This window comes from Streptomyces griseiscabiei, assembly GCF_020010925.1.
Classification (GTDB): Bacteria; Actinomycetota; Actinomycetes; order Streptomycetales; family Streptomycetaceae; genus Streptomyces; species Streptomyces griseiscabiei.
In genome coordinates this window covers 3,442,837-3,467,071 of the sequence record NZ_JAGJBZ010000002.1, presented here as the reverse complement: position 1 = coordinate 3,467,071, position 24,235 = coordinate 3,442,837, and the positions used below count along the sequence as shown (strand labels likewise).

18 protein-coding genes and 1 pseudogene are annotated in these 24,235 nt (G+C 69.1%); 4 read left to right on the top strand and 15 right to left on the bottom strand.

All coding sequences use genetic code 11. The annotated features are described in order from the left end of the window. Positions 1-471 precede the first annotated feature (471 nt). Both J8M51_RS32150 and J8M51_RS32145 read left to right on the top strand, forming a co-directional pair. The gene (locus J8M51_RS32150) at positions 472-894 is read left to right on the top strand and encodes a hypothetical protein (protein WP_086754649.1); all 423 of its coding nucleotides are present in this window, start codon (positions 472-474) and stop codon (positions 892-894) included. Positions 895-1,289: 395 nt separating this feature from the next. Continuing rightward, positions 1,290-1,769 carry a LuxR C-terminal-related transcriptional regulator gene (locus J8M51_RS32145; RefSeq protein ID WP_308114108.1) on the top strand — a complete coding sequence of 160 codons (480 nt, stop codon included), beginning with the start codon at positions 1,290-1,292 and terminating at the stop codon, positions 1,767-1,769. Positions 1,770-1,891: 122 nt separating this feature from the next. On the opposite strand, the gene J8M51_RS32140 is transcribed toward J8M51_RS32145, so the two are convergent. From J8M51_RS32140 to J8M51_RS32100, 9 genes are all read right to left on the bottom strand, one after another. Continuing rightward, positions 1,892-2,659 carry a hypothetical protein gene (locus tag J8M51_RS32140; RefSeq protein ID WP_143673119.1) on the bottom strand — a complete coding sequence of 256 codons (768 nt, stop codon included), beginning with the start codon at positions 2,657-2,659 and terminating at the stop codon, positions 1,892-1,894. A gap of 44 nt (positions 2,660-2,703) precedes the next feature. Continuing rightward, on the bottom strand, positions 2,704-3,462 hold the full coding sequence (locus tag J8M51_RS32135; protein WP_143673118.1) for a hypothetical protein: 759 nt from the start codon (positions 3,460-3,462) through the stop codon (positions 2,704-2,706). Positions 3,463-3,887: 425 nt separating this feature from the next. After that, positions 3,888-6,242 (bottom strand): family 43 glycosylhydrolase, encoded by a 2,355-nt coding sequence (locus J8M51_RS32130; protein ID WP_143673117.1) that lies wholly within the window; start codon positions 6,240-6,242, stop codon positions 3,888-3,890. A gap of 77 nt (positions 6,243-6,319) precedes the next feature. Continuing rightward, the gene (locus J8M51_RS32125; RefSeq protein WP_256964181.1) at positions 6,320-7,078 is read right to left on the bottom strand and encodes a cupin domain-containing protein; all 759 of its coding nucleotides are present in this window, start codon (positions 7,076-7,078) and stop codon (positions 6,320-6,322) included. Positions 7,079-7,235: 157 nt separating this feature from the next. Next, positions 7,236-8,174 carry a DUF6807 domain-containing protein gene (locus J8M51_RS32120; protein ID WP_086754643.1) on the bottom strand — a complete coding sequence of 313 codons (939 nt, stop codon included), beginning with the start codon at positions 8,172-8,174 and terminating at the stop codon, positions 7,236-7,238. After that, the gene (locus tag J8M51_RS32115; RefSeq protein ID WP_086754641.1) at positions 8,171-9,286 is read right to left on the bottom strand and encodes a Gfo/Idh/MocA family protein; all 1,116 of its coding nucleotides are present in this window, start codon (positions 9,284-9,286) and stop codon (positions 8,171-8,173) included. The genes J8M51_RS32120 and J8M51_RS32115 overlap by 4 nt, the downstream gene beginning before the upstream one ends. Positions 9,287-9,378: 92 nt before the next feature. Beyond that, positions 9,379-10,701 (bottom strand): ABC transporter substrate-binding protein, encoded by a 1,323-nt coding sequence (locus J8M51_RS32110; protein WP_179202988.1) that lies wholly within the window; start codon positions 10,699-10,701, stop codon positions 9,379-9,381. Between the two features lie 108 nt (positions 10,702-10,809). Beyond that, complete coding sequence (locus tag J8M51_RS32105; RefSeq protein WP_086754637.1) at positions 10,810-11,712, bottom strand: carbohydrate ABC transporter permease; 903 nt, start codon at positions 11,710-11,712, stop codon at positions 10,810-10,812. Then, positions 11,705-12,616, bottom strand: a complete 912-nt coding sequence (locus tag J8M51_RS32100; RefSeq protein WP_398857438.1) for a carbohydrate ABC transporter permease — start codon at positions 12,614-12,616, stop codon at positions 11,705-11,707. Before J8M51_RS32100 ends, J8M51_RS32105 begins: the two co-directional genes overlap by 8 nt. A gap of 245 nt (positions 12,617-12,861) precedes the next feature. On the opposite strand from J8M51_RS32100, the gene J8M51_RS32095 reads away from it, so the two are divergent. Continuing rightward, entirely contained in the window at positions 12,862-13,830 is a 969-nt protein-coding gene (locus J8M51_RS32095; RefSeq protein ID WP_218781410.1) for a LacI family DNA-binding transcriptional regulator, read from the top strand. 144 nt (positions 13,831-13,974) lie between these two features. Here J8M51_RS32095 and J8M51_RS32090 read toward each other — a convergent pair whose 3' ends face one another. Together J8M51_RS32090 and J8M51_RS32085 are read right to left on the bottom strand one after the other, a co-directional pair. Continuing rightward, the gene (locus tag J8M51_RS32090) at positions 13,975-14,643 is read right to left on the bottom strand and encodes a helix-turn-helix transcriptional regulator (RefSeq protein WP_179202987.1); all 669 of its coding nucleotides are present in this window, start codon (positions 14,641-14,643) and stop codon (positions 13,975-13,977) included. 296 nt (positions 14,644-14,939) lie between these two features. Then, positions 14,940-17,981 carry a S8 family serine peptidase gene (locus J8M51_RS32085; protein ID WP_267299645.1) on the bottom strand — a complete coding sequence of 1,014 codons (3,042 nt, stop codon included), beginning with the start codon at positions 17,979-17,981 and terminating at the stop codon, positions 14,940-14,942. 837 nt (positions 17,982-18,818) lie between these two features. On the opposite strand from J8M51_RS32085, the gene J8M51_RS32080 reads away from it, so the two are divergent. Further along, positions 18,819-21,278: a SpoIIE family protein phosphatase gene (locus J8M51_RS32080; protein ID WP_267299644.1), complete on the top strand. Its 2,460-nt coding sequence runs from the start codon at positions 18,819-18,821 to the stop codon at positions 21,276-21,278. Here J8M51_RS32080 and J8M51_RS32075 read toward each other — a convergent pair. The 4 genes and pseudogenes from J8M51_RS32075 to otnI form a co-directional block, all read right to left on the bottom strand. Next, positions 21,277-21,608 (bottom strand): annotated as a pseudogene (locus J8M51_RS32075) (aldehyde dehydrogenase family protein); the annotation flags it as partial. The gene J8M51_RS32080 and the pseudogene J8M51_RS32075 overlap by 2 nt on opposite strands. A 77-nt stretch (positions 21,609-21,685) precedes the next feature. Next, positions 21,686-22,390 (bottom strand): FadR/GntR family transcriptional regulator, encoded by a 705-nt coding sequence (locus tag J8M51_RS32070; RefSeq protein ID WP_086759139.1) that lies wholly within the window; start codon positions 22,388-22,390, stop codon positions 21,686-21,688. A 9-nt stretch (positions 22,391-22,399) separates the two neighbouring features. Beyond that, positions 22,400-23,428, bottom strand: a complete 1,029-nt coding sequence (gene denD / locus J8M51_RS32065) for a D-erythronate dehydrogenase (protein ID WP_267299643.1) — start codon at positions 23,426-23,428, stop codon at positions 22,400-22,402. Continuing rightward, positions 23,425-24,228 carry a 2-oxo-tetronate isomerase gene (otnI, locus tag J8M51_RS32060; RefSeq protein WP_086762866.1) on the bottom strand — a complete coding sequence of 268 codons (804 nt, stop codon included), beginning with the start codon at positions 24,226-24,228 and terminating at the stop codon, positions 23,425-23,427. Before otnI ends, denD begins: the two co-directional genes overlap by 4 nt. Positions 24,229-24,235: the final 7 nt, after the last annotated feature.

Below are 24,235 nucleotides of genomic sequence, written 5' to 3'. Positions count from 1 at the left end.
TGCCGCGTTCGTGGAATTGGTCCCGCCTGGACTGCGGTTGGTGGTTCAGCCGGACGAGGCCGACATCCCGGACGACACGGGAGACCTGTGGATACGCCTCGTGGGCAACGAAGATCCGGCGTGGCCGCTCTCCTTGGATGTGCTGGGCGGCTACGACCGCGGCCTTGGGCCGTACCCTGACCTCCGCGTCGCGGAGCACCTGGGAGCGCGGCACGGCGTGGACGTCCTGTGCGGCGTCGATCCGGCCGTGAGCGATGTCGACCCCCTCGATCCGTACTACCGCCTGGCGCTGGTCGGCGGTCGATGGCACCTGGCCAGCACCGCCGGCACACGGCTCATGGGTCCGTACACCGTGTGTGACGCCGACGGATTCCGCGAGGAGCCAGGCGACGAGCCCGTCAAGCTGATCCGGCCGGTCGTGGTCGACACACGCTGAGCAGGGGACGCATCCCCTGACTACGCTGGCAGCACATGGACGCGATCTTCGAACTTCCGCCTCAGTTTCCGCTGGCCTCGACCGCTTCCCAGGAGTGGAGTCTGCTCCCGCTGCGTGTCCCCATGGGCTGGAACATCGTCTACAACACCCTGCTGGCCCGACGACTGCCGGACGGAAGAGTCGAGATCAACGACTCCGAGGACCTGTACTGGGCACGCACCGCACGACCGCCGTGGCTGACCGCGCAGGAGGCGGAGCGGAGGGGTGGCCTGCAGGCCCGGGAGATCAGCATCGACGCCGGCTGGTACCACGGCCACGGCTTCCGCATCGTCGTCCTCGACCCTGACTGGCACCACGAGGGAGCCTCCTTCAGCACGTCCGACCTCGGCGAGTTCATCGCCACCCTTGAGGGGTGGATGCGGATGATCACCGAGCGGGGAGAACTCCCCAAGCCTTGAGCCCTAGTTGTGAGCCCGAGTTGTGAGCCCAAACGCTCCTTGAATCCTTGAACAATTGGGCCGCGGGCCGCGTATGCACGGATGTCATGAACCCGGGCGGAGGGACAGGCGACGTGCGACCTTTCAGGCACACAGGCGAGGACCACGAACCTGTGCACGCCGGATCGGCATCACCCCTTCCTCCCCGGGTGGCCGGACTGACCGTCGCCCTGGCATGCGAGGAGAGCGCCTGGCCGCATGAGGACTGGCCGGGGCCACAGGACCCCTTCGTCGGTCGTACGGTTCCCGTGCCGCCGCCGTACCGTTCACTCGACCCCCGCCACCGCGAAGCCGTGGACGCCGTCGTGCTGCGGTGCCAGGATCCGGTGGACGCTTTTCGGAGCTTACGGTCCGCCGTGCGCGACGCGGTCCCTCCGGTGGTGGTCGTCAGCCCGTGCCGGGATCCCGAGGCGATCGTCGAGGTCTTCCGCGGCGGAGCGGGGTACCTGGTCGACGGTGACTACGACGTCCGCATGCTCTCCAGGGTGGTGGTGGGAGCGGTGATCGGACACACCCATCTCTCGCCGATCGCGTGCACGGCGGTACGCGAGAGTTGCGGACAGCGGGCCGAGACGCCGCCCGACACGGCGGGCCGGGAGCGGTTGCGGGCCGCGCTCGCTCCGCGCGAACGACAGGTCCTGGAGCTGCTCTCGACCGGCTTGAGCGCCCGGGAGATCGCCGTACGGCTGAGTCTGGCCGAGCGGACCGTGCGCAACAACCTCTGCAGCATCTACACCAAACTGGATGTGCGCAGCAGCAGGGAGGCGGTGCTGTTGTGGCTCGGCGCGAGTCCCTGGCGGGCCGGCGCCGAGCTGGCCGGGCAGCGGATCCGCTGACACCGCCGCCGATGGACCCAAGAGAGGTGGACCGTCTCCCGAAGGCGACGGTCCACCCGGTCAGTTCAATGAGCCCTGTCAGTCGCGGAGCGGAGGTCTGGGCCGTGTCAGGTCGCCAGGGGTCAGGGCCGCAGGGGCAGGTCTCCCCCGTCGGTCGACTCCACGAGGCCCTCACTCGGGTCCTCCGCTCCGTTCACCGACGCGGGGGCGTTCTGGCAGATGGCCGTGTCCTCCCCGTTGTGCTTGCGGGTGTGGGCGGAGATGGTGCCGCTGTCGTCGGCCTTGGGGGCGTCGAGCGACACGTTTCTGAGGACGAGGTCGTCGCCGCCGATCTTGGCGGTCAGGGTGCCGGTGCCCTTGATGCGCTTGCTGCCGTGGACCAGCCATCCGGTCTGTCCGGGAGGGACCAGGATGGTCGACGTCGACGAGAAGGACTTGCTGTCCTCGAAGTCGATCTTGTGCGACACCGACGCCGTCACCTTGTACCCGGCGAAGAGTCCGTTGAGTTGGAACGTGGCCGACGCGTCCGTGCCGAGGAACCAGTCGTGCGAGGAGGTGTGCGACCACTGGACCGACGCCTCGGCCTGGGTGCTACCGCAGTTCACCCACTTGGCCACGCCCTGGTCGTCCGTGACCAGCTCCAGTTTGTCGGTGCCGTCCTCGACCTTGACGTCGCTCCACGTACAACTCGCCCCTGAACCACTGGGGTTGTCGCAGTCCTTCAGCACCTTCTCGGCGCGCGCCCGGTCGGTGGACGGGTCCACTTCGACCGTCGCCGCCGAGGCACTGTTGCCGATGACGGCGAGGAGACTCGCCCCCACGATTCCCGCACTCCCCAGCCCGAGGGCTCCGGTGAGCACACGCCGCTTCCTGCGCCTGTTCGCGGACATGCTGATGCCTTTCGTCTCGTTGTTCCGAAGGGGGACTGCGAAGATCAGCCGAGGTCCGGCAGATCACTGCCGTCCGCCACTTTGAGGCCCCCCGCCTCGGATCCCTCGACGATGATCGGAGCCGGGGCGTTCTTGCATATCTCCGTGTCGGAGGCCGTGTGCTTTCGCGTGTGCGTGCCGATCGTCCCGGTGGATTCCTTGGCCGGCGCGTCGAATTCGACATCCTTGATGAGGAGTTCTCCCGTATCCTTCAGGTTGAGGAGGAGATCCCCGGTGCCCTTTACCCTTTTTTCCGTGTGAGTGATCCAGCCGGTTTCCCCGGGGGGAACCTCCAGAAGGGTGCTGGCGGTGTAGTTCCGGCCACTGGTCCATTCGCCGCCGACGGAGTAGGTGACCGTCGCCTCGAAACTCACGAAGAGGGCACTGACATCGGTGGCGCCCATCACGCTTCCCGACAGGGAGGTGGTGGTGTCGGACGACCGCGACCAGGACACGGTTTCCTTGAGCGTGCCGTCGCCGCAGTTCACGAACTTCTGGGCGTTGTTGTCGTCTCCCACGACCGTGCTCTTCGCGTCGGCGGGGTTGCTGACCTTGGTGTTCGTCCAGACACAGGTGGAGACCAGCCCCTCGTCCTCGCCCGCCGCCCTCGCCGCCATGACGTTGTTGCATATCGTGACCATCTGAGCCGCCTCCTTCGGGTCTTCCACCGTTCTCGGGGCGGCCGATGCCGACTGATTCGTGGCGACGATCCCGGCGACGCCGAGCCCTGCGGCAAGCGACATCCCCAGCGTCAAGGACAGCACTCCGCGCTTCTTTCGGTGATGCGAGGCCGACATGAATATCCCTTTTCTGCAGTGGACTGAAATAAGGCGATGTCCATTAACTGGACTTTGCCACTTCTTTACAGCCTAAGGATTTCCAGAACCGGTCGACAGGGGTGAATTACCCGACCCACGGGTAACTTGCGTCCGCCTGTCCCGGCGGGGCGCGAGCGGCCTCGCCCGGCAGGTCAGCGAATGCGCGGCAGGAACTCGATCAGCAGGAACGGGATCACGCCGCGGGTCCCAGCCGGAACAGTCCCCGCTCCAGTCCGGCCCGCGCGACGGGTCCCTCGGGCGCGCTGGGCGACGTCCCCCAGATGCCGAAGGACATGGGTCCGCGCCGTGGCCGGGGTGCTGGCCGGACACGGCGCGGGCGGACTTGGCGTACGGAGCGGGGCCGGGAGTTCTCAGGAGTCGGCTGCGACCAGGGAGATGTCGTCGATGTTGAGCCATTGGCCTCCCGGCACGTCGGTGGCGGAGAAGCTGATCCGGGCCGTCCCGCCGGACACCCGCACGTCCGGGATCGTGACCTGGCTCCAGGTGGAGCCCTGCTGCTTCAGGTCGGCCGAGGTCGTCCTTCCGTCGGACGTGACGGACATGGTGGCGGATGCGCCGGAACCGGTCACCCCGTTGCGGACGGCCGCGGTCAGGTCGTAGACGCCGTCCGGAAGGGTGACGTCCTGGGAGGCGCCCGCCGAGAACTGCGCGGAACCGGTGAACGCCAGATGGAAGTTGCCGACGCGTCCGCTCGTGTCGGCCTGGTTGACGATCGCGGACGTGTTCCCCGAGTAGGTCCACCCCTGGACCGGCGAGACGGCGACCCGGTCGGCCTCGAAGTGCGGATTGAGGGCGTAGTTGTTCTTCCTGCCCACCTTCCACTCCCCCGTCACCGCGTTCAGCTGCCAGTCGCTGAGGGAGTGGAACCGAAGGTCGTCCCCGGAACCCGTGATCGGCATCCACTGGTTGTAGCCGATGCCGTTCCCGGCGAAGTCGGCCCAGCGGTCGCCGCTGTAGATGACAAGGTCGTTCTTGGTGCCCTGGACCTTGATGAAGAATCCGGTCTGGGTCACGTGGCTGTAGTCGGACTCCGTGCCGGGAAGGACGAACTCAGAACCGTACGCGCCCTGGATGGCGGAGGTCTGCGACCTGAGGACATGGGTCGCGGAGGCGTTCCAGCCGTGGAGGTCCGACGCCGCCAGATAGTACGAGTCGCCGATCCGGAACATCGCGTTGCCCTCGCGCCCGGCGGCGTTGAAGCCGACCCGTACCGCCGGTTCGACCGACAGGTTGTCCGCGCCGGCGAGCGCGGACACGTAGGCGCCGCCGCGTCCGCGGCTGTTGGCGAAGACCAGGTAGTCCTTGCCGTCGTCGTCCGTGAAGACCGTCTGGTCGCCCGTCGAGATGGTCGGCACATTGGTGATCTGGCGCTGGATGTTCGCGAACCCGAAGCTGCCGGTCGGTGAGTCGCCCTGCAGGAAGAGCACGCCGTTCTGTCCGGCCGGATCCGGGAACTTGGTCTCGTTCATCTGGATCGACAGCACGAACTTGCCGGTGTTCTCGCTGTACGAGACGCCCAGGCGGCCCAGCCACGACGCGTCGGCCAGGCTGGACATCTGCGCGAACCCGGCGCCCAGGGACGCGGGGATGCGCAGGGGCGTGCCGGCGGACGCGACATCGCCCTCGTACTTCCAGCGGGACAGGTCCTTCGACGAGTACACCGGGATGGAGACGAAGGTGGTGTTGGTCGTTCTCGCCCTCGGGTCGGCCGCGTAGGTCTCGGCCCCGGCGTAGTGGACGCCGTACCAGTAGTAGGTGTCGCCGAACCGGAAGACGCCGCCGCCCTGGGAGTAGATCGGGTTTCCGTCGGTGTCGGTCCAGAAGGTGTCGTTCCTGATCGGGGTGAACTCGCCCGAGGACACGGTCACCAGTGAGGCCGCCGCGGACAGCAGGCCGTTCTTCGCGGCGACGACCTCGCTTGCCGACGCGTGCGAGTCGGCCGCCACGGCGGACGCGGTGGAGCGCGCGGCGGCGAAGGGCTGCCAGGACGCGCTCGTGTACGACGCGGCCGTGCGGGTTCCGTAGTCCGCGAGGATGCCGCGGAGACCGCTGACCTGGACCAGGCCCTTGGACGCCGACCTCAGGCGGCTTTCCGCGGCGTCGCGCTCGGCCTGGGTGCCGGTGTCGTGGTCGACGAACACCTGCGCCGCGGCGAGGGCGGAGGCGAAGGGAGCCCAACTGGCCGACGTGTGGTCCGCTTTCTTGTGATCGCGGACCTGGGCGTACAGAAGGTCGAGAGCGTCCGGCCCGTCGGGGGTGCCCCTTTCGAAGACCGCCGAGGAGTGGTCGATGCCCTGGCCCGCGACCACCACGCGCAGGGTGTGGGTGGTGTCGGACAGACCGGCCTTGGTGAAGAGCAGCCGTGTGGTGTTGTTCGTCGGTGCGCCGTAGTCGACGGTGCCGACCTGGGTGCCGTCGACGAACACGTTTCCTGAGCCGTGCCCCGTCCGTGTCCGTCCGAACAGCTCCACCGTGTGGCCGGTGAAGGAGATTTCGAAGGAGCATCCGTCCGGGCCCCACGCGAGGCTGGGGTAGAAGTCCCACTGCTTCCCGGCGGGGCATTCGTAGTAGGTCAGGTCGGGTGTCCCCCGGACGGTCGTGGTCTGTTTGAACGTGACCGTCGTCGATGTGACCGCGGCTTCCGCACGAGGCGTGCCGACCAGGGGGCCGGCCACCAGCGCGAGCAGCAGCACGCCGACGGTCACCACAAGTCGGTGAACTCTCGTTCGTTGACTTTCCCTCACTTCTCTTCCTCTCTGCGACATCTTTGTCCAGTCAGGGCCTATGGGTGGGGTGTGGGGGTTCCCCCCGCTCTGCGGATGGGGTCGTAGGCGTGGAGGTAGCCGCACATGCCCAGCGACTGTTCTTCGGGCTGGGCGATACGCGTGACCTCGGCGGCGAGCAGATGACTCCAGTCGCCGTCGGTCAGGGCGCCGATCTGCCGCAGGCTCCGCTGCGCGGAGGCGAGCGGGCCGGCCTGGACGGTCTCCTGCCAGGCCGCGAGGCGGGGACGGACGACGGCGGCGGCCGCCCGGCAGAAGTCCTCGTAGGCGGCTCGGTTGCCGCGCCGCCACTGGCGGGTGAGTTCGGCGAATCCCTCCAGGGCCAGATCCCGGCGGGCCCTGGCCCGGTCCGCGTCGGCCCGGCCGTCGCCGTCCAGCACGGACGCGGTGGCCGGGTAGGTCCGCGGGGTGAGGTACTCGGGCGGGAACGTCATCACGGCGTCGCCGGCCTCCGGCAGGCCGCTGTTCTGCATCACGACGAGGACCCGCAGGTCGCCGTCGTTGACGGCGCGGTGGATGGTGCCGGGGGTGAACCAGACGACGTCCCCCGGAGCGAGCGGCGTGACCTGGTGGCCCTGGTTGCCGAGCGTTTCGAGCCGGCCTCGGCCACCGACGACGACGTAGCACTCGTCGCACGCGAGGTGCATGTGCGGGGTGCCGCCGTGGGCGTCGTCGGCGGTGGGCCACGGATAGACGCTCAGCCGGCTCAGGCCCACCGAGCCGGGAAAGTCGGGGAGCGGGCCGGGACGACCGGTCACGATGAGAACCTTTCCGCGAGGGTGCACGGGGCGACTGGGTGAGGAGGACTCACGATGCTCAGGCATGGGCGTCGGCGGCGGAGTCCTGAGAACGGGCTCCTCGGGAGCGAGCGAGATGCCGGGCCCTCCCGGCACCTCGATCGGCGTTCCCGCGCTCCTATACGGGTTCCCCGGCGATGACGGGTGTCTCGGAGCGGGTGAGTATCCGGCGTACCGCGTCGGCGATCTCGGGCGCCGCGCTCGCGTCCGTGTCGGCCACGGCGACGCCGTAGCGGAAGCGCACGGTGGCGCCATGCGCGACGGTCAGCTCCTCGCTGAAGAACGGTGCCGGGTTCAGACAGGCGAACTCCTCGGTCCGGGCGAACCATTGGGGCGGGTGGTTGGGGTTGGCCGTGTCGTCGACCATGAGCACGAGCGACTGCTCGGCCGTCACGTCGTGACGGCCCTCGAAACCCATCCACGGCAGCCGCCGTCCCCGGACCTCGTCGCCTCCCAGGCCCTCCTCGGTCACGAACCGGCCGCCCGTGAACGAGCGGGGGCCCCGCCAGAACAGGCCGCCGTAGCCGGCGTTCTCGCGTCCCTTCGTGGTCGGGGACCCGATCGCGACATCCGCTCCGGAGACGTTCGTCATCCGTGTCTCGAACGTCAGCACCCAGACCTGCGGGGAGATCAGGTGCGCCCGCAGCGTCCTGCGCTCCGTGAGGAACAGGGCTCCGGCCTGCGTGATCCAGTCCAGGTCGTGGCTGAAGGTCGCCGTGCCGTCCTCCCGTTCCAGGGTGACGATCCGGCGGTGCGCCTGCGTCCCGTTGTTCTCCAGCTGGACGTAGAACCGCCCGTGGACGTACGTCGGGCCGCCCCAGAAGTTCTCCTCGCCGACGTGCGGCAGGGACCAGGCGATGCCCTTGTGCCAGACGTGGTCGTGCGGGCGGAACAGGCTGACCACATGGCCGGCCCGGGTACGCAGGGGGTCGATGTACGGCTTGGGGGACTCCAGTCGGACGGTGTCCGGCCGGTACACGTAGCGCAGCAGCTCCGTGTCGCCGTCCCGGACGGTGACGGAGGTACCGACGTCGTGACGTAGGTCGAGGGCGTTCATACGAGGGCCTCCTTGACCGCTTCCCACGGCACGGCGCCGCCGTCCATGCTGAGCGTGAAGGGGTCGTCGGGGGTCAACTCACCCGCGGCGACCGGGGCTTTGCGGAAGGCCGAGGCGTAGGTCGCGGCGGCCAGGTCCAGGGTGCGGCGCGCGTCGGCCAGCGAGACACCGGGCGCCTCGCCGACGTCCAAGGCGTCGAGGACGGCTTCGATCTGAAGCGCGTGGCCGCTGGTGACGTCCGGCTCGTCGCCGGGAGCCCACAGGGCCGCGAGTTCCTCGTGGCCGGCCAGCGGGGTGAACCTCCAGTGCTCCTCGCGGTAGCCGTAGAGGTGCTCCAGTTCGACGGTCGCGTACTGGAAGTCGAGACGCAGCCGCGAGGTCTCCCGGGGCGACAGCAGGGAGTTGACGATCGTGGCCAGGGCTCCGTTGGCGAACCGGACCGCGGCGACCGAGACGTCCTCGGTGTCCGTCGGCCGGGCCAGGCGGCCGGCCAGCGAGGTGACCTCGGACCAGGGGCCGAGAATCGACAGGAGCAGGTCGAACTGGTGGATGCCGTGCCCCATGGTGGGGCCGCCTCCCTCGATGTCCCAGCGTCCGCGCCACGGCACGTCGAAGTACTCGTCGGGCCGGTACCACAGGGTCTCGCACGTGGCGACCAGCGGCCGGCCCAGCGCGCCGTCACCGACCAGCCGGCGCAGCCGGGCGGCTGCCGCGCCGAAGCGGTGCTGGAAGACGGTCAGGACCCGCTGCCCGGTCTCCTCCTCCACCGCGGCCAGCCGGTCCATCTCGCGCAGGCTCAGTGCCGTGGGCTTCTCCACCAGGGCGTCGGCACCGGCTCGCATCGCCAGGACGGCGAGCGTCGAGTGGGTCTCGGGCGGTGTACAGATGTGCGCGAGGTCCAGCTGTTCGTTGTCGAGCAGCGCCTGGGGGTCGCTGTAGACGTTCGGTACGGAGTTGCGGGCGGTGAACTCTGCGGCGCGAGCGGGGTCGACGTCGGCGACGGCGATCAGGCTCACCCGGTCGGAGAGCGCGGTGAGGGCGTCGGCGTGTGCCTGGGCGATGCCGCCGGTGCCGATGATGGCCACACGGTAGGGGCGCCGGGAGGTGGACATGGGTGCTTTCTCTCTCCTTGGATTCCGTCCGCGCTCGGCGGGGCTCTGCCCGGGGGCCGCGGTCAGCGGCGGCAGCCCCCGGCGGGAGAAGGTCACTTGGCGGCGTCGATCTCGCCCTGCAGTTCCTTGATGAAGGCCTTCGCGGCGGCTTCGGGCGAGGTCTTCTTGAAATAGACCTGCTGGCTGTAGCGCTGGAGCATGGTCTCGATCCCGCTGGCACCATTGGGGGTCACGACCGGCGCGTCGCCCACCGTGACGGCGTTCGAGTACTCGGCCGCCGCCTTGTCGGTCCCCGAGAGGCTCGGGCTCAGATGCTCCAGGACGTCCTTGTTCGCGGGAATTCCGCGCTCCGTACGGAGGATGTCGGCCGCCGCGTCGGTGTTGAGCAGGAAGTCGACGAACGCCGCTGCCTCGGCGGGGTGTTCGGTCTGGCTGGAGACCGACCAGTACATGGAGGGCTTGAAGAAGTTGGCCTCGGCGGTACCGGCATGCGGCATCTGCAGCAGCTTCAGGTTGGCCCCCGACGCCTGCCGCAGCGCGGTGATCTGGGTGTTGTAGGCCGGGGCCATGGCGGACTTGCGGGTCGCGAGGCTGGCACCGGCGAGACCCGCGGTCTGGTCCTCGACCATGGCCGAGGCGCTGATGCCGCCGCCGGAGGACATGAGGTTCATGGCGAAGTCCCACATGCCGACGAGCACTTCGGGCTTCAGGGTGACTGTGCCGTCCTTGTCGAAGACGCTGCCTCCCTCTTGCCGGGCCCAGTACTTGAGCGTGCCGGCGTCGAAGCCGGGAGTGCCGGAGGCGCCGCGGATCTTTCCGCCGCTCTTGTCCGTCAGTTCCTCGGCGATCTTGGTGTAGTCGTCCCACGTCCAGGTCTTGTCGTCGGGGAGCGGCACCCCGTACTTCTTGAACAGATCCGTGTTCACGACGATGGCCAGGGCGGTGACACCGATGGGCAGCGCGTACTGCTTGCCGTCGACCTGACCGGTGGCGAGGGCCTCCTCGGCGAACCGCGAGGTGTCCAGAAGCTTCCCCGCCTGGCTGACGTCGTAGAGCGCGCCGCGGTTCGCGTACGACGCGAGGTAGAGCTCGTCCATCTGGATCACGTCGGGCGAGTCATTGGCCGCGGTCGTCGTGGCGAGGGCGTCCCAGTAGCCGGTCCAGTCCTTGTACTGGCCCTTGACCGTGATGTTGGGGTGCTTCTTCTCGAACGCGTCGATGACCTCGTTGGTGGCCTTGGCGCGGTTCGCGTCTCCCCACCAGTCGATGCTGATGGTGACCGGCTTGTCGCCGAGCTTGTCGACCGGGCCGGCGCTGCCGCCGGCGCAGGCGGTCAGCGTCAGTGAGAGCGCGGCCACCGAGGCGAGCGCGAGTCGTCCGACGGGTCTGGCGGGTCTGACGGGTCTGCCGTTCATGGGTGTCTCCTTGGCGTGGCGCGGTGTGCTGCGGCTGTGCGAGGTGGGGCGACGGTGTGGCGCTGCGGCTCGCGAGCGGGGCATCGCCGGCTCGCCCCGACGTGGTGGCTACTTGCCGCCGGTGGTGGCGATTCCGCGCAGCAGGAACCGCTGCCCGAAAAGGAAGACGAGGAAGACGGGGACGAGCGTCATCACGCTCATGGAGAACACCGAACCCCAGTCGGTCGCGCTCTGCTGGTCGACCAGCGCCCGCAGCGCGATGGGGGTCGTGTACTTGTCCGGATCGGTCAGATAGATGAGCTGGGTGTAGAAGTCGTTCCAGGTCCAGATGAACGTGAAGATGGCGGTGGTGGCCAGGGCGGGGATCATCAGCGGCAGGATGATCCGGAAGAAGATCCGCCCCTGCCCCGCGCCGTCGATCGTGGCCGCCTCGTCGAGTTCGCGGGGGATGCCGCGGATGAACTGGACCATGAGGAAGATGAAGAAGGCGTCGGTCGCCAGGAACTTCGGCACGATCAGCGGGAGGAACGTGTTGACCCAGCCCAGCTGTGAGTACATGACGTACTGCGGGACGATGAGTACGTGGATCGGCAGCATGATCGTGACGAGCATGAGGGCGAACCACAGGCGCTTGGCTCGGAACTCCAGCCTGGCGAAGGCGTAGGCGGCCAGTGCGCAGGCCAGCAGGTTCCCGATGATCGCGCCGACCACGACGATCAGCGAGTTGACCAGGTAGTGGCTGAACGGCCGGCCGAAGGCGTCCCAGCCGTTGGAGTAGTTCTGCACGCGCAGGTCCGTCAGGGCGATCCCCGCGTTGCGGAAGATCTCGTTGCTGGGACGCAACGAGCTGACCACCATCCACAGGACCGGGTAGAGCATCAGCAGGGCGCAGGCGATCAGCGCCGCGTGCTTGAGCAGGGAGCGGACTCGGCGCCGGGTCGGTCCTGTCGTGCGCGTACGGGCGACAGGCGGGGCGAATGTGCCGATCTTGGCCACGGTGCGGTCAGTCATCGTAGAACACCCAGTACTTCGAGGCCCAGAAGTTGATGGCGGTGAAGACCGCCACGATGAGGAGCAGGAGCCAGGCAAGCGCGGAGGCGTAGCCCATGTCGAACTGGCCGAAGCCCCGCTGGTAGAGGTAGAGCGAATAGAAGAGCGTGGAGTCGGCGGGGCCTCCCGTGCCGCCCGAGACCACGAAGGCCTGGGTGAACGTCTGGAAGGCGTGGATGATCTGCAGCACCAGGTTGAAGAAGATGATGGGCGTCAGCATCGGCACGGTGATGCTGCGGAACTGCCGCCACCGTGTCGCGCCGTCGACCGAGGCCGCCTCGTAGAAGGAGGCCGGGATCTGCCGCAGACCGGCCAGGAAGATCACCATCGGGGAGCCGAACGTCCAGACGTTCAGCACGATGAGGGTCGACAGCGCGGTGCCGGGTTCCGAGATCCAGCCCTGCCCTTCCACACCGAACACGCCGAGACCCTTGTTCACCAGGCCGGTCGTGCCGAAGATCGTGCGCCACAGCACGGCGATCGCGACGCTGCCCCCGATCAGGGACGGCAGATAGAAGGCGGAGCGGTAGAAGGACAGTCCCCGCACTCCCCTGTCCAGCAGCAGGGCCAGCGCCAGGGCCAGGGCGAGTTGCAGCGGTACGGAGACCAGGACATAGGTGAAGGTCACCTGGAGCGACGTGTGCAGTCGTTCGTCGCCCAGCATGCGCGTCCAGTTGTCCAGCCCGCTGAACTGCGGCGGCTGGAGGAGGTTGTACTTGGTGAAGCTGAGGTAGAGCGAGGCCAGCATCGGGCCGAGCGTGATCCCGAAGAGCCCGACGAACCAGGGCAGGAGGAAGAGGAACGCCGCCTTGTTCTGCTGTCGGGCTCCCCGTCGGGACCCCCGCAGCCGGCGTAATTCGTTGATGGAGCTCACGGCACTGCTCCCTAGGTGGCGGCATCGGCACACTGAATGTGGTGCGGACCCCGTCCCCCGGGTCCCGCGCCTGCCAAAAAGTTAACGTTCACTTCCGGGCTGGCAGGGACGATAGTGAACGATCTCTTTTTGCGTCAAGAGTGTGTAGGCTCTGGCTTCAGTGAGTTCCGGCGAAAGGGTGGGGGAAGCGGATGGACGGCGCTGGCACGGCGCGACGGCGACCGACGATCACCGATGTGGCGCGACTCGCCGGTGTGTCACCCCAGACGGTGTCGCGGTATCTGCGTTTCAACGGCGGGCTGAAGCCCGCGACCGTGGAGCGCGTCGAGAGCGCTGTCCGGCAGCTCGACTACCGCCCCAACCTGGTGGCACGGTCCATGCGCACCCGGAAGACCGGCCGCCTGGCCATCCTCATGCCGGCCATGACCTTCAACCCCTCACGCATGCTGGCGGGAGCCAGCTCGACGGCGCAGTCGGCGGGGTACTTCACCGACGTGGTGAGTGCCGCGGGCGGTGTGGAGGCGAGGAGCGAACGACTGCTGGAGATGGCCGACTCCGGACAGTACGAGGGCATCCTCTGCCTCGCCCCCGCGCTCCCCACGGCGGAAGCGAGGTTGCAGCAGAGAACGGTCGTGGTGATCTCCGCCGACCTCGACGACGACATGCGCGGCATCGGTGAACTGGCCGACGGCGCCCCGGTGATCCGGATGGTCGAGCACCTCGCGTCGCTCGGCCACGCGCGGTTCCTCCATGTCGCGGGTGACGCGGCGTTCGCTTCCGCGAGGGCACGCAAGCAGAGCTACCTGGACACGGTCGAACGTCTCGGTCTCGAATCCATGGGCGTCTTCGACGGCGACTGGTCGGGCGAGTCCGGCATCGAGGCGATCCGGTCGCTGCCGAAGGGATCGTGGCCGACCGCCGTGATCGCGGCCAACGATCTCGTGGCCGCCGGCGTCGTCCGGGGCGCGCTGGCCCGCGGCTGGAGCGTGCCGGGCGACATCAGCGTGACCGGTTGGGACAACGCCGAGCTCGGACAGTTCATGACCCCGTCTTTGACCACGGTCGACGTGGACCTCGAGCGAGTCGGCGGCAGAGCCATGACCAAGCTGATCGCGGGACTGAGGGGCGAGTCACCCGAAGTGAACGAGGACTCCCTCTTCCGGATCGTCTGGCGGGAGTCGACCGCCGGAGCACCTACGACGTAGGGCTCCGGCGGCCGGGGACAGGGACGACGGAGGGCGAGGCCGCCGGAGTGCGGGGGCCTGTGTCGAGCCGGCCCTCGACGCCCTGTACGAGGGGGCCACGCTGTGTCCCCTCCCTGCCGGGCGTCGCGACGCCGCGGAGATCCGTCAGAAGGGCCCTAGGGGATGGCAGGCCCGCCGTGGCATGGTGGCCGGCTCCAGACGGCCGATCCAGTACAGGATCGCCTCGGACTGCCCTCGTACGTCGAGCTTGTGGTAGATGCGGCTCAGATAGTTCCTGACCGACTTCTCGGTGAGGACCATGTGCCGCGCGACCTCGCGGACTTTCATGCCGGAGGCGAGCAGATTCATGACCTGGCGTTCCCGCTGTGAAAGCGCCGAACGCCGGTCCGGGCGAAGCTCGGGCACCGTTCGCGAAGGCTTCCTGCCGGGTGTCTCCCCCGCCGGGCCGGTAACCGCCCTCACCCATGTGGCCGCGACGACGGGGTCCAGGAATCCGGTGCCACGGGAGGTGCACAGCACTGCTTCGTTGAGCAGGAAGGCGTACCGGTTCTCCAACAGATAGCCGGTGGCCCCCTGTTCGAGCGCGAGGAACACGTCGTCCCAGTCCAACGAGTACGCCAGCACCGCCGTCGGTGGCAGCACACCCTCGAGTTCGACGCGGAAGCGCATCAGTTCGCGTGCCATTCCCTGTCCGTAGAACAGCAGGACGTCGTCGTCCGCTCGGACATCGGATGGCTCGGTGACCAGTCGGACGTGGTCCGCCGACAGATCGTTCGGAACGAGGCCGCTGTCGGTGGCGAGCGCGAGTGTCAAGGGAAGTCTGGAAGTGGATGAGCCAGTGACCACACAGGGCGGCATTGCGACTCCAGTTGTGGGGGGCATGACGGAGCCTTGGGGGGCGACTCACTCCGCCTACAGCCAGAAAGGGTATGACCCCTTTCCCCTGCGACCTCTGGTCCGGAGAACTAAAAACCACCTCCTCGACTCCTACTTGAGTACCATCCGCGTTCACATCACCCGCACAACTCCGCACTCGACGCGCGCCCGCCCGCGCCCGCCCGCGAACCTCGCGGGGTTCACGGGCGGGCGCTTTCTGCCGTGGGTGGCTGTTACCGCGTCACGGCCAGCTTCGTGAGGCCCTCGGGCCGGGACCCGTCGCCGTACTCGATGAGGCCGACGTACCGCTCGCCTCGCGCGGCGTCCGACCACTTCACCGTCAGCCGGCTCCGGGCGGCCGGCGTGACGGACCGGGTGGCGGGGGTGACGGTGGGCCGGACGGCCGGGGCCGTCTGGCCGACCTTCCACAGGCGCAGCGTGTACTGCTGGCTGTCGGTGCCCTCCGGCGTGTCGTACTGCACCACGTAGACGTCGTAGTCGCCGGGAGGCAGGTCGGCGTAGTCCCCGGACGGGAGTCGCCCGCCGTTCTGGTCGAAGACGGCGAGGAACACCTTGCTCCCGGGCACGTGGTCCGCCGCGTCGACCCCGACCCGGGTGAAGGGGGCGCCCTCCGGGACGTGCACCGGGATCTTCGCGGCGGCGTCACCGGCGTGCGGGTTCGACAGGAAGTCCTGGTCCTCGCCGGTGAGGGTGCCGGTGATCCTCTCGTCCCCGTACAGCTCCGCCCGCGCGGTCAGTTCTCCTTTCCACTCCGTCCGTACGGTGAGCTGGGTGGACCGCTCGCCCGTGAGGGCGATCTCGGCCGGTGCGGCGATGCGGGCGGCGCGCAGCGCGATCGGGCTGGTGACCCGGTGGTGGCTGTGGGCGTCGCTCCAGGTGAGGGAGCCGTAGGAGAAGGTGCCGTAGGCGGCGTCGGTGCGGGTGAAGGTGACCCGGTAGGTCGCCGAGTCGCCGGGGGCCACCGTCAGGCGCCGCGGGGTGATATGGGCCTCGTAACCGGGCGGTGTCTGGAGCGTCGCGCTGTAGGTGGCGGTGTCCTTGCCCACGTTGGTGACCGTGCGGGTCACGGTCTGCCGTGCGGACAGGTCCCCGACCGCGATCGACGGGTGGTTCAGGTCGCTGGGGTCGATCGGACGGGAGGTCCCGCAGGTGTCATCGCCGACCCCGGCCGTGGGCAGCAGCCGCAGCCCGCAGAGGTACGACGTCCAGTCCGCGGACGTCGAGTCGTAGACCAGCCCCGGGTCGGCGGCGAGGGCGGCCCGGGGTGAGCCGGCGCCGTAGTCGAGCGGGGTCGCGGTCCCGGCGCCGTCCCGGCCGATGGGCCGGCCCTCGTTGTCGGTGGCCGTCGCCGTCGTCATCAGCGCCGACTTGACCGCCATGGGCGACCAGTCGGGGTGCAGCTGCTTCAGCAGGGCGGCGAGGCCGGATATGTGCGGGGTGGCCATCGACGTGCCGTCAGCGAAGCCCAGCCGGTCCCGCGAACCGGACTCGTCGTCGGGCACGATGCCCGCCAGGACGAGGTGGCCGGGGGCGGCGATGTCGGGCTTGAGCAGGTCGCCTCCGCTGTAGGGGTCGGGACCGCCGGAGGAGAACGAGGTGATCTGCGGAGCGCGGACCCGGACGGTGCCGGAGACGAACTCGCCCGTGGCTCCGGCGCCGGTGGCGTACTCCCTGACCGCCTTCCCGTCCTCCTGGCTCAGGTGGGCCGTGGGCACGACGTAGTCGTTCGGGAAGAACTCCTGGGCGCTGGTCGACGTGTTCGCGACCGCCATGCCCACGCCGCCCCCGTCGGCGATCTCCCGGCCCTTGTCCCAGATGGCCACCCCGCCCCGGTCGCACATAACGATCCGGCCCTTCACCTTGGCGGGGTCGAGCGTGCCCGGCGCGCACAGCGTGGCCTGCGCTGCGTCCGCGTCCGGCCTGCGCGCGTCGCCGGCGCTGACCAACGGGGCCGTGGGGACCGAGGGGGACGGCAGCCTGACGTTGGTGAAACGGCGGCCGTCGCCCAGGACCAGCGTCGAGGTGTAGCCGCTGTCGTGGGTCTCGGCGGCGACGGTGGTGATCCACGGCGCCGTGTTGTCCGCCGTCTCGGGTCCGCTGTTGCCGGCCGCCGCGGAGACGAACACGCCCGCCCTCGCGGCGTTGAACATCGCGTCCATGGAGGTGGAGGTGGTGAGCGCGCCACCGATGGAGAAGCTGATGACGTCCACACCGTCCGCCACGGCCTTGTCGATCGCCGCCGTGGTGTCCGTGTCCCAGCAGCCGTCGTGCCAGCAGACCTTGTACGCGGCCACCCGGGCGGCCGGAGCCATACCGCTGACCGTGCCGCGCATGCCGTAGTCGGGCAGCTCCACCGGGGTGTCGTGGTTGCCGGCGGCGGTGGTGGCGGTGTGGGTGCCGTGGCTGTCCAGGTCCCAGGGGGACGGGATGTCCTCGGGGGTGGGGTCCGGGACACCCTCGCGGAACCACTGGGCTCCGATGAGCTTGTTGTTGCAGGTGACCTTGTGGGCGGGGTCGTCGCCCGCGTCGCAGGTGCCGTGCCACTTCTTGGCGATGGCGTCGGCGTCGGGGCGGGGTTCGGAGAGGGGGGTGAGCATCGGGTTCGTCGGGTCGATGCCGGTGTCCATCACGCCGATGATGGTGCCCTCGCCGGCGCGTTCGGGGCCGCCGAGCTTCGACCAGAGCCCCTTCTCGCCGTCCAGCCCCAGGAAGCGCGGGATCTCGGGAGGGGGAAGAGAGCCGTCGGCCGTGTCCGTGCTCCCCTTCGCACCGGCCGCACGTCCTTCGGCGTCGGGTACGGACCGCCCAGGCCGGGGCTGGTCGCCGCGGGCCGTCGCCGGGGTACGGGCGTCCCACGCCACCGCGGGCGAGCCGGGCCGGCCTGGTGCCGGGGGCAGCGAGGCGGCCTTGTCGGGAGTCAGTGAGAGCACCCCGGGAGTGGCGGACAGCCGCGCCACCTGACGGGGGGTCAGTTTCGCGGCGAAGCCGTTGAGGGCGTAGTTGTACTCGTAGCTCTTCCTGACACCGGGGACGTCGTCGAGCACCTCGTCCCGGCGGTTGTCCAGGTGTCGCACATAGGCCTTCACGGCGTTCGTGCCCGCCTTGAGGCGGTTCCCGGGCGACGGGGCGGTGCGCGCCAGACCCTTCAGACCGCCCTGGTAGGTGGCGACGGGCGGCTCGTCGAGCTTGACGACGTACATGCGGGCCTCGGCGTCGCCGGGCGTGCCGACGGGGCCGGCGTGGGCGGGCGCCACGGTGCAGACGATTGCCAGGGACACGGCCAAGGGAGCCGTCAGGCGTCGGGCGGTCGACCTGCCGTGCCTGTCGCTGTGTTTCAACTCGGTTCCGTTTTCGTTGACTTGGGACTCGGGCCACTGACCAGCCGACACGCTCGGCACACGAGCGCCGGGCGTCGTCCAGTGCTGGTCCAGGGGGCGCGTCAACCATGTCTTCCGGAACCGGCTCGCACTAGGGGCATTTGCCCCCAACATCAACTCCTTCTCTCCGCAGGCACGTTGGCCACGCTCACCGCACATCCAGGTGCACGTCGGGTACGGCCTGACTGCCACCGCACGAGGACGCGGACCCGTAGTGCCCGGACACGATCGGAGCGGTCCGCGTCGTCGAGGCGTTCACCGACGACGACATGACCGTGGCCGCCGAGCCCCACGGTCATGACGCCGGGCGTCCCCACGGTGACGAGGGCCACGTCCGAAGCGGGGGCCGCGGAGAGGAACAACCTGCGCCGACTCCGCCCGGACATGGGAACGGCTGCCTGCTCAGCCGCGAACGTGTTCCAGCTACGCGTGAGCAGTCGCACAGGGCGCTCGCGCCGCTCGGCCTCACGACGCAGCACCGCGCCTCGCGGTACCGCGCCCCTCATGACCACATGGCGGACGCGCACCGTCCGGGCACCGCATCGGCCCGTGTGGTGCTCAGCTCCTCCGGGACACCCGCCACCTCGGCGTGGATCTGGGCAGGGCTCGGCGGCACCGAGCGGCGTACCCTTGGGGTGGATCACGGTCCCCGGCGGCCGGTCTCGGCTGCCCCTCTCTCGAAGAGGCGTGTGGTCGGCTGGAAGCGAGACAGCGATGGAGCAACCGAATCCACCTGAGGCCGCGGAGACGTTCTCGCCCGACGACAGGTTCGACGAGGTGGCTACGGCCAGGGCGACCATGGACGAGCACGGCTCGGTGACGGGTTGGAGAGAGGGTGCCCGCAGGCTGTTGGGCTATTCGTCCGCCGAGGTCGTCGGACGGCCCGCCGTCCACCTGCTCGATCAAGCCCTCCCCGCGGAAAGAGTGAGCGAGCTCCATGACCTGCCGCGGTGGAGCGGCACCGTTGCACTGCGGCACCGGGACGGGCACCGGGTGGAGACTCGGCTGCTGGCTCATCACCGGCCGGGGGCCGACACGGGCCCCGAATGGTTCGTGGTCTCCCCCCTCGACGAGGCCTCGGGTCCGTGGGACGAGTCGCTGGGGGTGTGGGCCTTCGAGCAGACTCCCTGCGCCCTCGGCGTGCACGACATCCGCATGCGTCGGCGTCGCGCCAACCGGGCCGCCGAACGAGCGACGTCCCTTCCCGAGAGCGAGTGGCGCGGGCTGCGGGTCTCGGAGATGGCGCCCCACCTGAGCAGCGACCGGCTGGAGAGGGCCATGGCGCGGACGCTCGAGACCGGCGAACCGCAGTACCTGGAGGCCTACGGGCGGGTTCCCGGAGAGTCCCGCGAACACGCGTGGTCCCAGCAGACCTTCCCCGTGCGAGACCCGGACGGCGTGATGCGTGGTGTGGGTGTGACCGCCCACGACATCACGGAACAGTACTGGGCCCGTAAGCGGCTGCAGACGCTCAACGACGCCAGTGTCCGCATCGGCAGCACCCTGGACGTGGCGCGTACGGCCGCGGAACTCAGCGACGTCACCGTTCCGGAGTTCGCCGACCTGGTCGTCGTCTCGCTGCTCCCCGACCTCGATGCCGCCGAGGCGACCGGCCCTTCGTCCGAGGGTTCGGGAACCCATCCGCGGCGGCCGGTCCGGCTGCGCCTGGTCGCTCGCCGGCCGGAGATCCCAGGAGCGCCCGAACCGGTCTTCGCCCTCGGTGATGTCGTCTCCTACTCGGGTGACTCGGCGACGGCGCGGTGCCTGGCCACGGGACGGTCCGTACTGCGGGCCCGGTACGACGCGTCGCTCCTCGGGAACGCGCTCCTGGAGGCGGAGGTACGCGCTCTCGGTGTCCATTCCGTCATGGCCGTGCCGTTGCGGGCCCGGGGTGCCACGCTGGGGGTGACCGTTCTCGTCCGTCACCGGACGCCGGATCCTTTCGACCGGGACGATCTGCTGCTCGCCGAGGAGATCTCGGCACGGGCCGCGGTGGCCATCGACAACGCGCGTCGCTACACCCGTGAGCGCGACACGGCGGCGACGCTCCAGCGCACCCTCCTGCCGCAGAGGCTGCCCCGTCCGGCCGCCATGGACGTGGCCTACCGCTATCTGCCCGCCCACGGGCCGGGAGGTGCGGGGGGCGACTGGTTCGACGTGATCCCCCTGTCCAGCGCCAGGGTCGCGCTGGTCGTCGGCGACGTGGTCGGGCACGGCATTCAGGCGTCGGCCGCCATGGGTCGCCTGCGCACCGCCGTACGTACGCTCGCCGATGTCGACCTCGCGCCGGACGAGCTGCTCACCCACCTCGACGACCTGGTCGTACGGCTCTCGGCCGACGCCGACGGCAGCACGCCGGACGACCAGGCCGCCGAACTCGCCGGGGGCTTCGGCTCGACGTGCCTCTACGCGGTCTACGACCCCGTTTCACGTGTCTGCACACTGGCCAGCGCCGGCCACCCCGGGCCGGCCGTGGTCAGCCCCGACGGCACCGTGGACATTCTGGAACTGCCCGTCGGTCCCCCGCTGGGCTTGGGCGACCTGCCCTTCGAGACCACCTCGGTCACCCTCCCCGAGGGCAGCGTGATCGCGCTCTATACCGACGGCCTGATCGACACCCCCGACCACGACCTCGCCAAGGGCCTCACCAGACTGCGCGCGTCGCTCGCCCGGCCCGCCACCGATCTGGACGACCTGTGCGACCGTATGCTCGCCGCGCTGCCGCCCACCGACCGTCACACCGACGACATCGCGCTGCTGACCGCCCGCACCCGGGTCCTGGACCCGGGACACGTCGCGACCTGGGACCTGCCAGGCGCCCCGGCCATCGTCTCCAAGGCCCGCAAGCTCGTTTCCGCCCGACTCGGCGACTGGGGCCTGCAGGAGGACTCCTTCGTCACCGAACTGCTGGTCAGCGAGCTGGTCACCAATGCCATCCGGCACGCCTCTCCCCCGATCCGGCTGCGGCTGATCTACGAGCACCACCTCACCTGCGAGGTTTCCGACGGCAGCAGCACAGCCCCTCACCTGCGCCGCGCCCGCGCGCACGACGAGGGCGGTCGTGGTCTGCTGCTCGTGGCCCGGCTCAGTCGAGGATGGGGCACTCGGCACACCCGCGACGGCAAGACCATCTGGGCCGAGACGGCCGTGAGTCGAACCCCTGCCGAGACCTGAACACGCCGAACGTCACGGCCTCGACGGCATGGTCCACGTCCGCGTCGTCCAGGACGATCTCCGCGTTCTCGCCGCCCACTTCGAGCGCGGCCCGTGGAGCCGGTGAGGTTCACTGCGCGTACTCGCGCGGGCGGCGATCAGCACCTCGGCGACCCCTGCGGCGTTCTTACGGGCGTTGGTGGCCACGTCGAGCACTCCGTCGGGCAGTCCCGCCTCGCGCAGTGCCTCTGCGGCGAGCAGTCCGCAGGCGATCGGCGCGTCCTCGCCGGGCTTGACGAAAAGCGGGTTGCCGACGGCCAGCGGTGCCGCCACGGCCCGGACGCCGCAGACTCCGCCGCGGCGGAGTCTGCGGCGTCCACCACTCCGCCCAGGCCCTCGAAAGCGCGTCAAGCCCGCTGTCGGAAGCGTCAGCTCTCGCCGCTGGTCCGAAGACGAGTCGCGGCGTTGTGCAGGTGCGTCGACGCAGCCGCAGCGGCTGCGTCACCGTCACCGGCCTCGATAGCCGCCAAGAGCGCTTCGTGCTCGGCTGTGACGGCTGACATGAAGTCGGCCCGAAGCGCTTCGCGCTCGCGGCTCACGCGGATGCCGCTCTCCATCACCTCTCCGAGGTAGGAGACAGTCGAGGCCAGTACCTCATTGCCGGTTGCCTGCGCGATCTCGGCATGGAAGGCAAGGTCTTCCTTGACGCCGTCCCCGCCCTTCGCGACAGCGTCGGCAACGGCGTCGAGAGCCCGACGAATGCTGCGTCGTTGCTGCGCCGAGGCGCGTTGAGCAGCCAAACGAGCCGCGGCGACCTCGATCGCCTCTCGCACCTCCAGCACGCGCAGCGTGGCCGCGATGCTCGGTTCCGGCTCACCTGCCAGGTCCAACGGCTGGATGCGGCCGGGCAGCACGAAGACCCCGACCCCTTGCCGCGACTCCACCAGACCGGAGTTGCGCAGCAGCGTGATCGCCTCGCGCACGACGGTTCGACTGACGCCCAGTTGGGTCACCAGTTGCGATTCGGTGGGAAGTCGTTCGCCGACTCCGATCCGCCCACTCGCTATTTCCTCGGCGAGAGTCGCCGCCACCCGGTCGGTCAGTCGTGTCGACGAGGTCATCTTGGACAGCATGTCCTCAGCCTACCTTCGCCCGTCGGCGCGGAAGCCGCCATGACTACGTGCCGGTACGTAGTCGGCTATGTACTGCTGGACAACATCGTGGAAGGAGGAATCGCCCTCGATACCCAGGTCGATCGCCCTTCTGTTGTCGAACCGCGCGGGCCACGACCCCACAATCGCCTCGATGGACGGGTCGGGATCCACCTTGACCAGCCCGGCCACCTCGTCTCCCGCGATACGGCGCAACTCCTCAAGCATCTGTTCGACAGAGACCGTCAGCGAGGGAAGGTTGATCGGCAGTCGACCGGCCAGGTCGCCCGCACCCTTCCCACGACGTGCTTCGGCGACCTTCACCAGTCCGGAGATCGTGTTTCGCGGCGATGCGATGGCAACCCGCAGAGACGGGTCTACCGGGCAGGTCGACGCCTGGCCGTTCAGTGGCTCCCGAATGATTCCGGAGAGGAACCCGGACGCGGCCCCGTTCGGCGTGCCGGGCCGGATGGCGACAGTCATCAGTCGAACCACCCGGCCATCGAGAAAACCCTTCCGCGTGTAGTCGGCCGTCAGTTGTTCGCAGATGGTCTTCTGGGCCCCGTAGCTGGACGCCGGAAGCGGAAGGACCTGCTCGGAGATCATCTCCGGAGCCGGAACCTCGGGGTCCTGGCCGTAGACGGCGACGCTGCTCGCGAGGACGACCAAGGCACGAGGCCCGCCGGCGCCCTGCTGCTTCCGGGTCGCCTCGAGGAGTCCGCGGGTGGTGTCGACGTTGCTCCGCATCCCCAGATCGAAGTCGACCTCGCAGTCGGCACTCACGGCTGCGGCCAGATGGAAGATCGCGTCGACTGGTTCCGAGAACACGTCCTCGAGGACGGCGAGAAGGTCGCCCTGGACCTCTGTGACCCTCTCGTCCCCCCACTCGGCCGGCCGAGTGACGCGGTCGAGGAGTACCAGTTCGCTGATTCTCTCTCCGCGGAACAGGTCGCGCCTCAACAACTCCTTGGCCAACAGGTTGCCGAGAAAGCCAGATCCGCCAGTGATCACAACTCTCATACCGAGACTCCCCTGTCGCGGAGGTACTGTCGAAAACGCGTCAATCCCTTGCTGGTGCCGGCAGCCGGCCGGTATTCCAGTCCCACCGCACCGCCGTATCCAAGACGGTCGAGCTCACCGAGCAGATGGGCGAAGTCCACCTCACCCCGGTCCGGTTCGTGCCGGTCGGGAACTCCGGCGATCTGTACGTGCGCGACACGTCCGGAGGGCAGGTCCCTGCGCAGCGTCGTCGTGAGGTCGCCCTCGGTGATCTGGCAGTGGTACAGGTCGAGCTGAACCCCGAGCCCGGACGCATCGATGTCGGCCACCGCCCTGTGTGCTTCTCGCTGACGCGTGAGCAGATAGCCGGGCATGTCCCGGTGATTGATCGGTTCGAGCAGAAGCCGGACACCGGCCGGCTTGGCCCTCTCTGTGGCCCAGGCCAGAGTCTCCAGATAGCGGGCCCGGTAGTCGGACAGGTCCGCGGAGTTCGGCACGACACCCGCCATCACATGCACCTGCCCGCATCCCAACTCGTGGGCGTACCACAGGGCTCGGTCGAGCCCTGCCCGGAATTCGCGTTCCCTGCCGGGCAGTGAGGCGATTCCGCGTTCCCCCGCGCCCCAGTCGCCCGGCGGCGCGTTGAACAGCACCTGGGTGAGACCGTTCTCATCGAGACGTCGGCGAAGTACCGAGGGTTCGAAGTCGTACGGGAAGAGATATTCGACGGCGTCGAAGCCGTCCACGGCCGCAGCCTCGAAACGATCGAGAAAGTCGTGTTCTCCGTAGAGCATCGACACATTGGCAGCAAGCCTGACCATCTGTAAC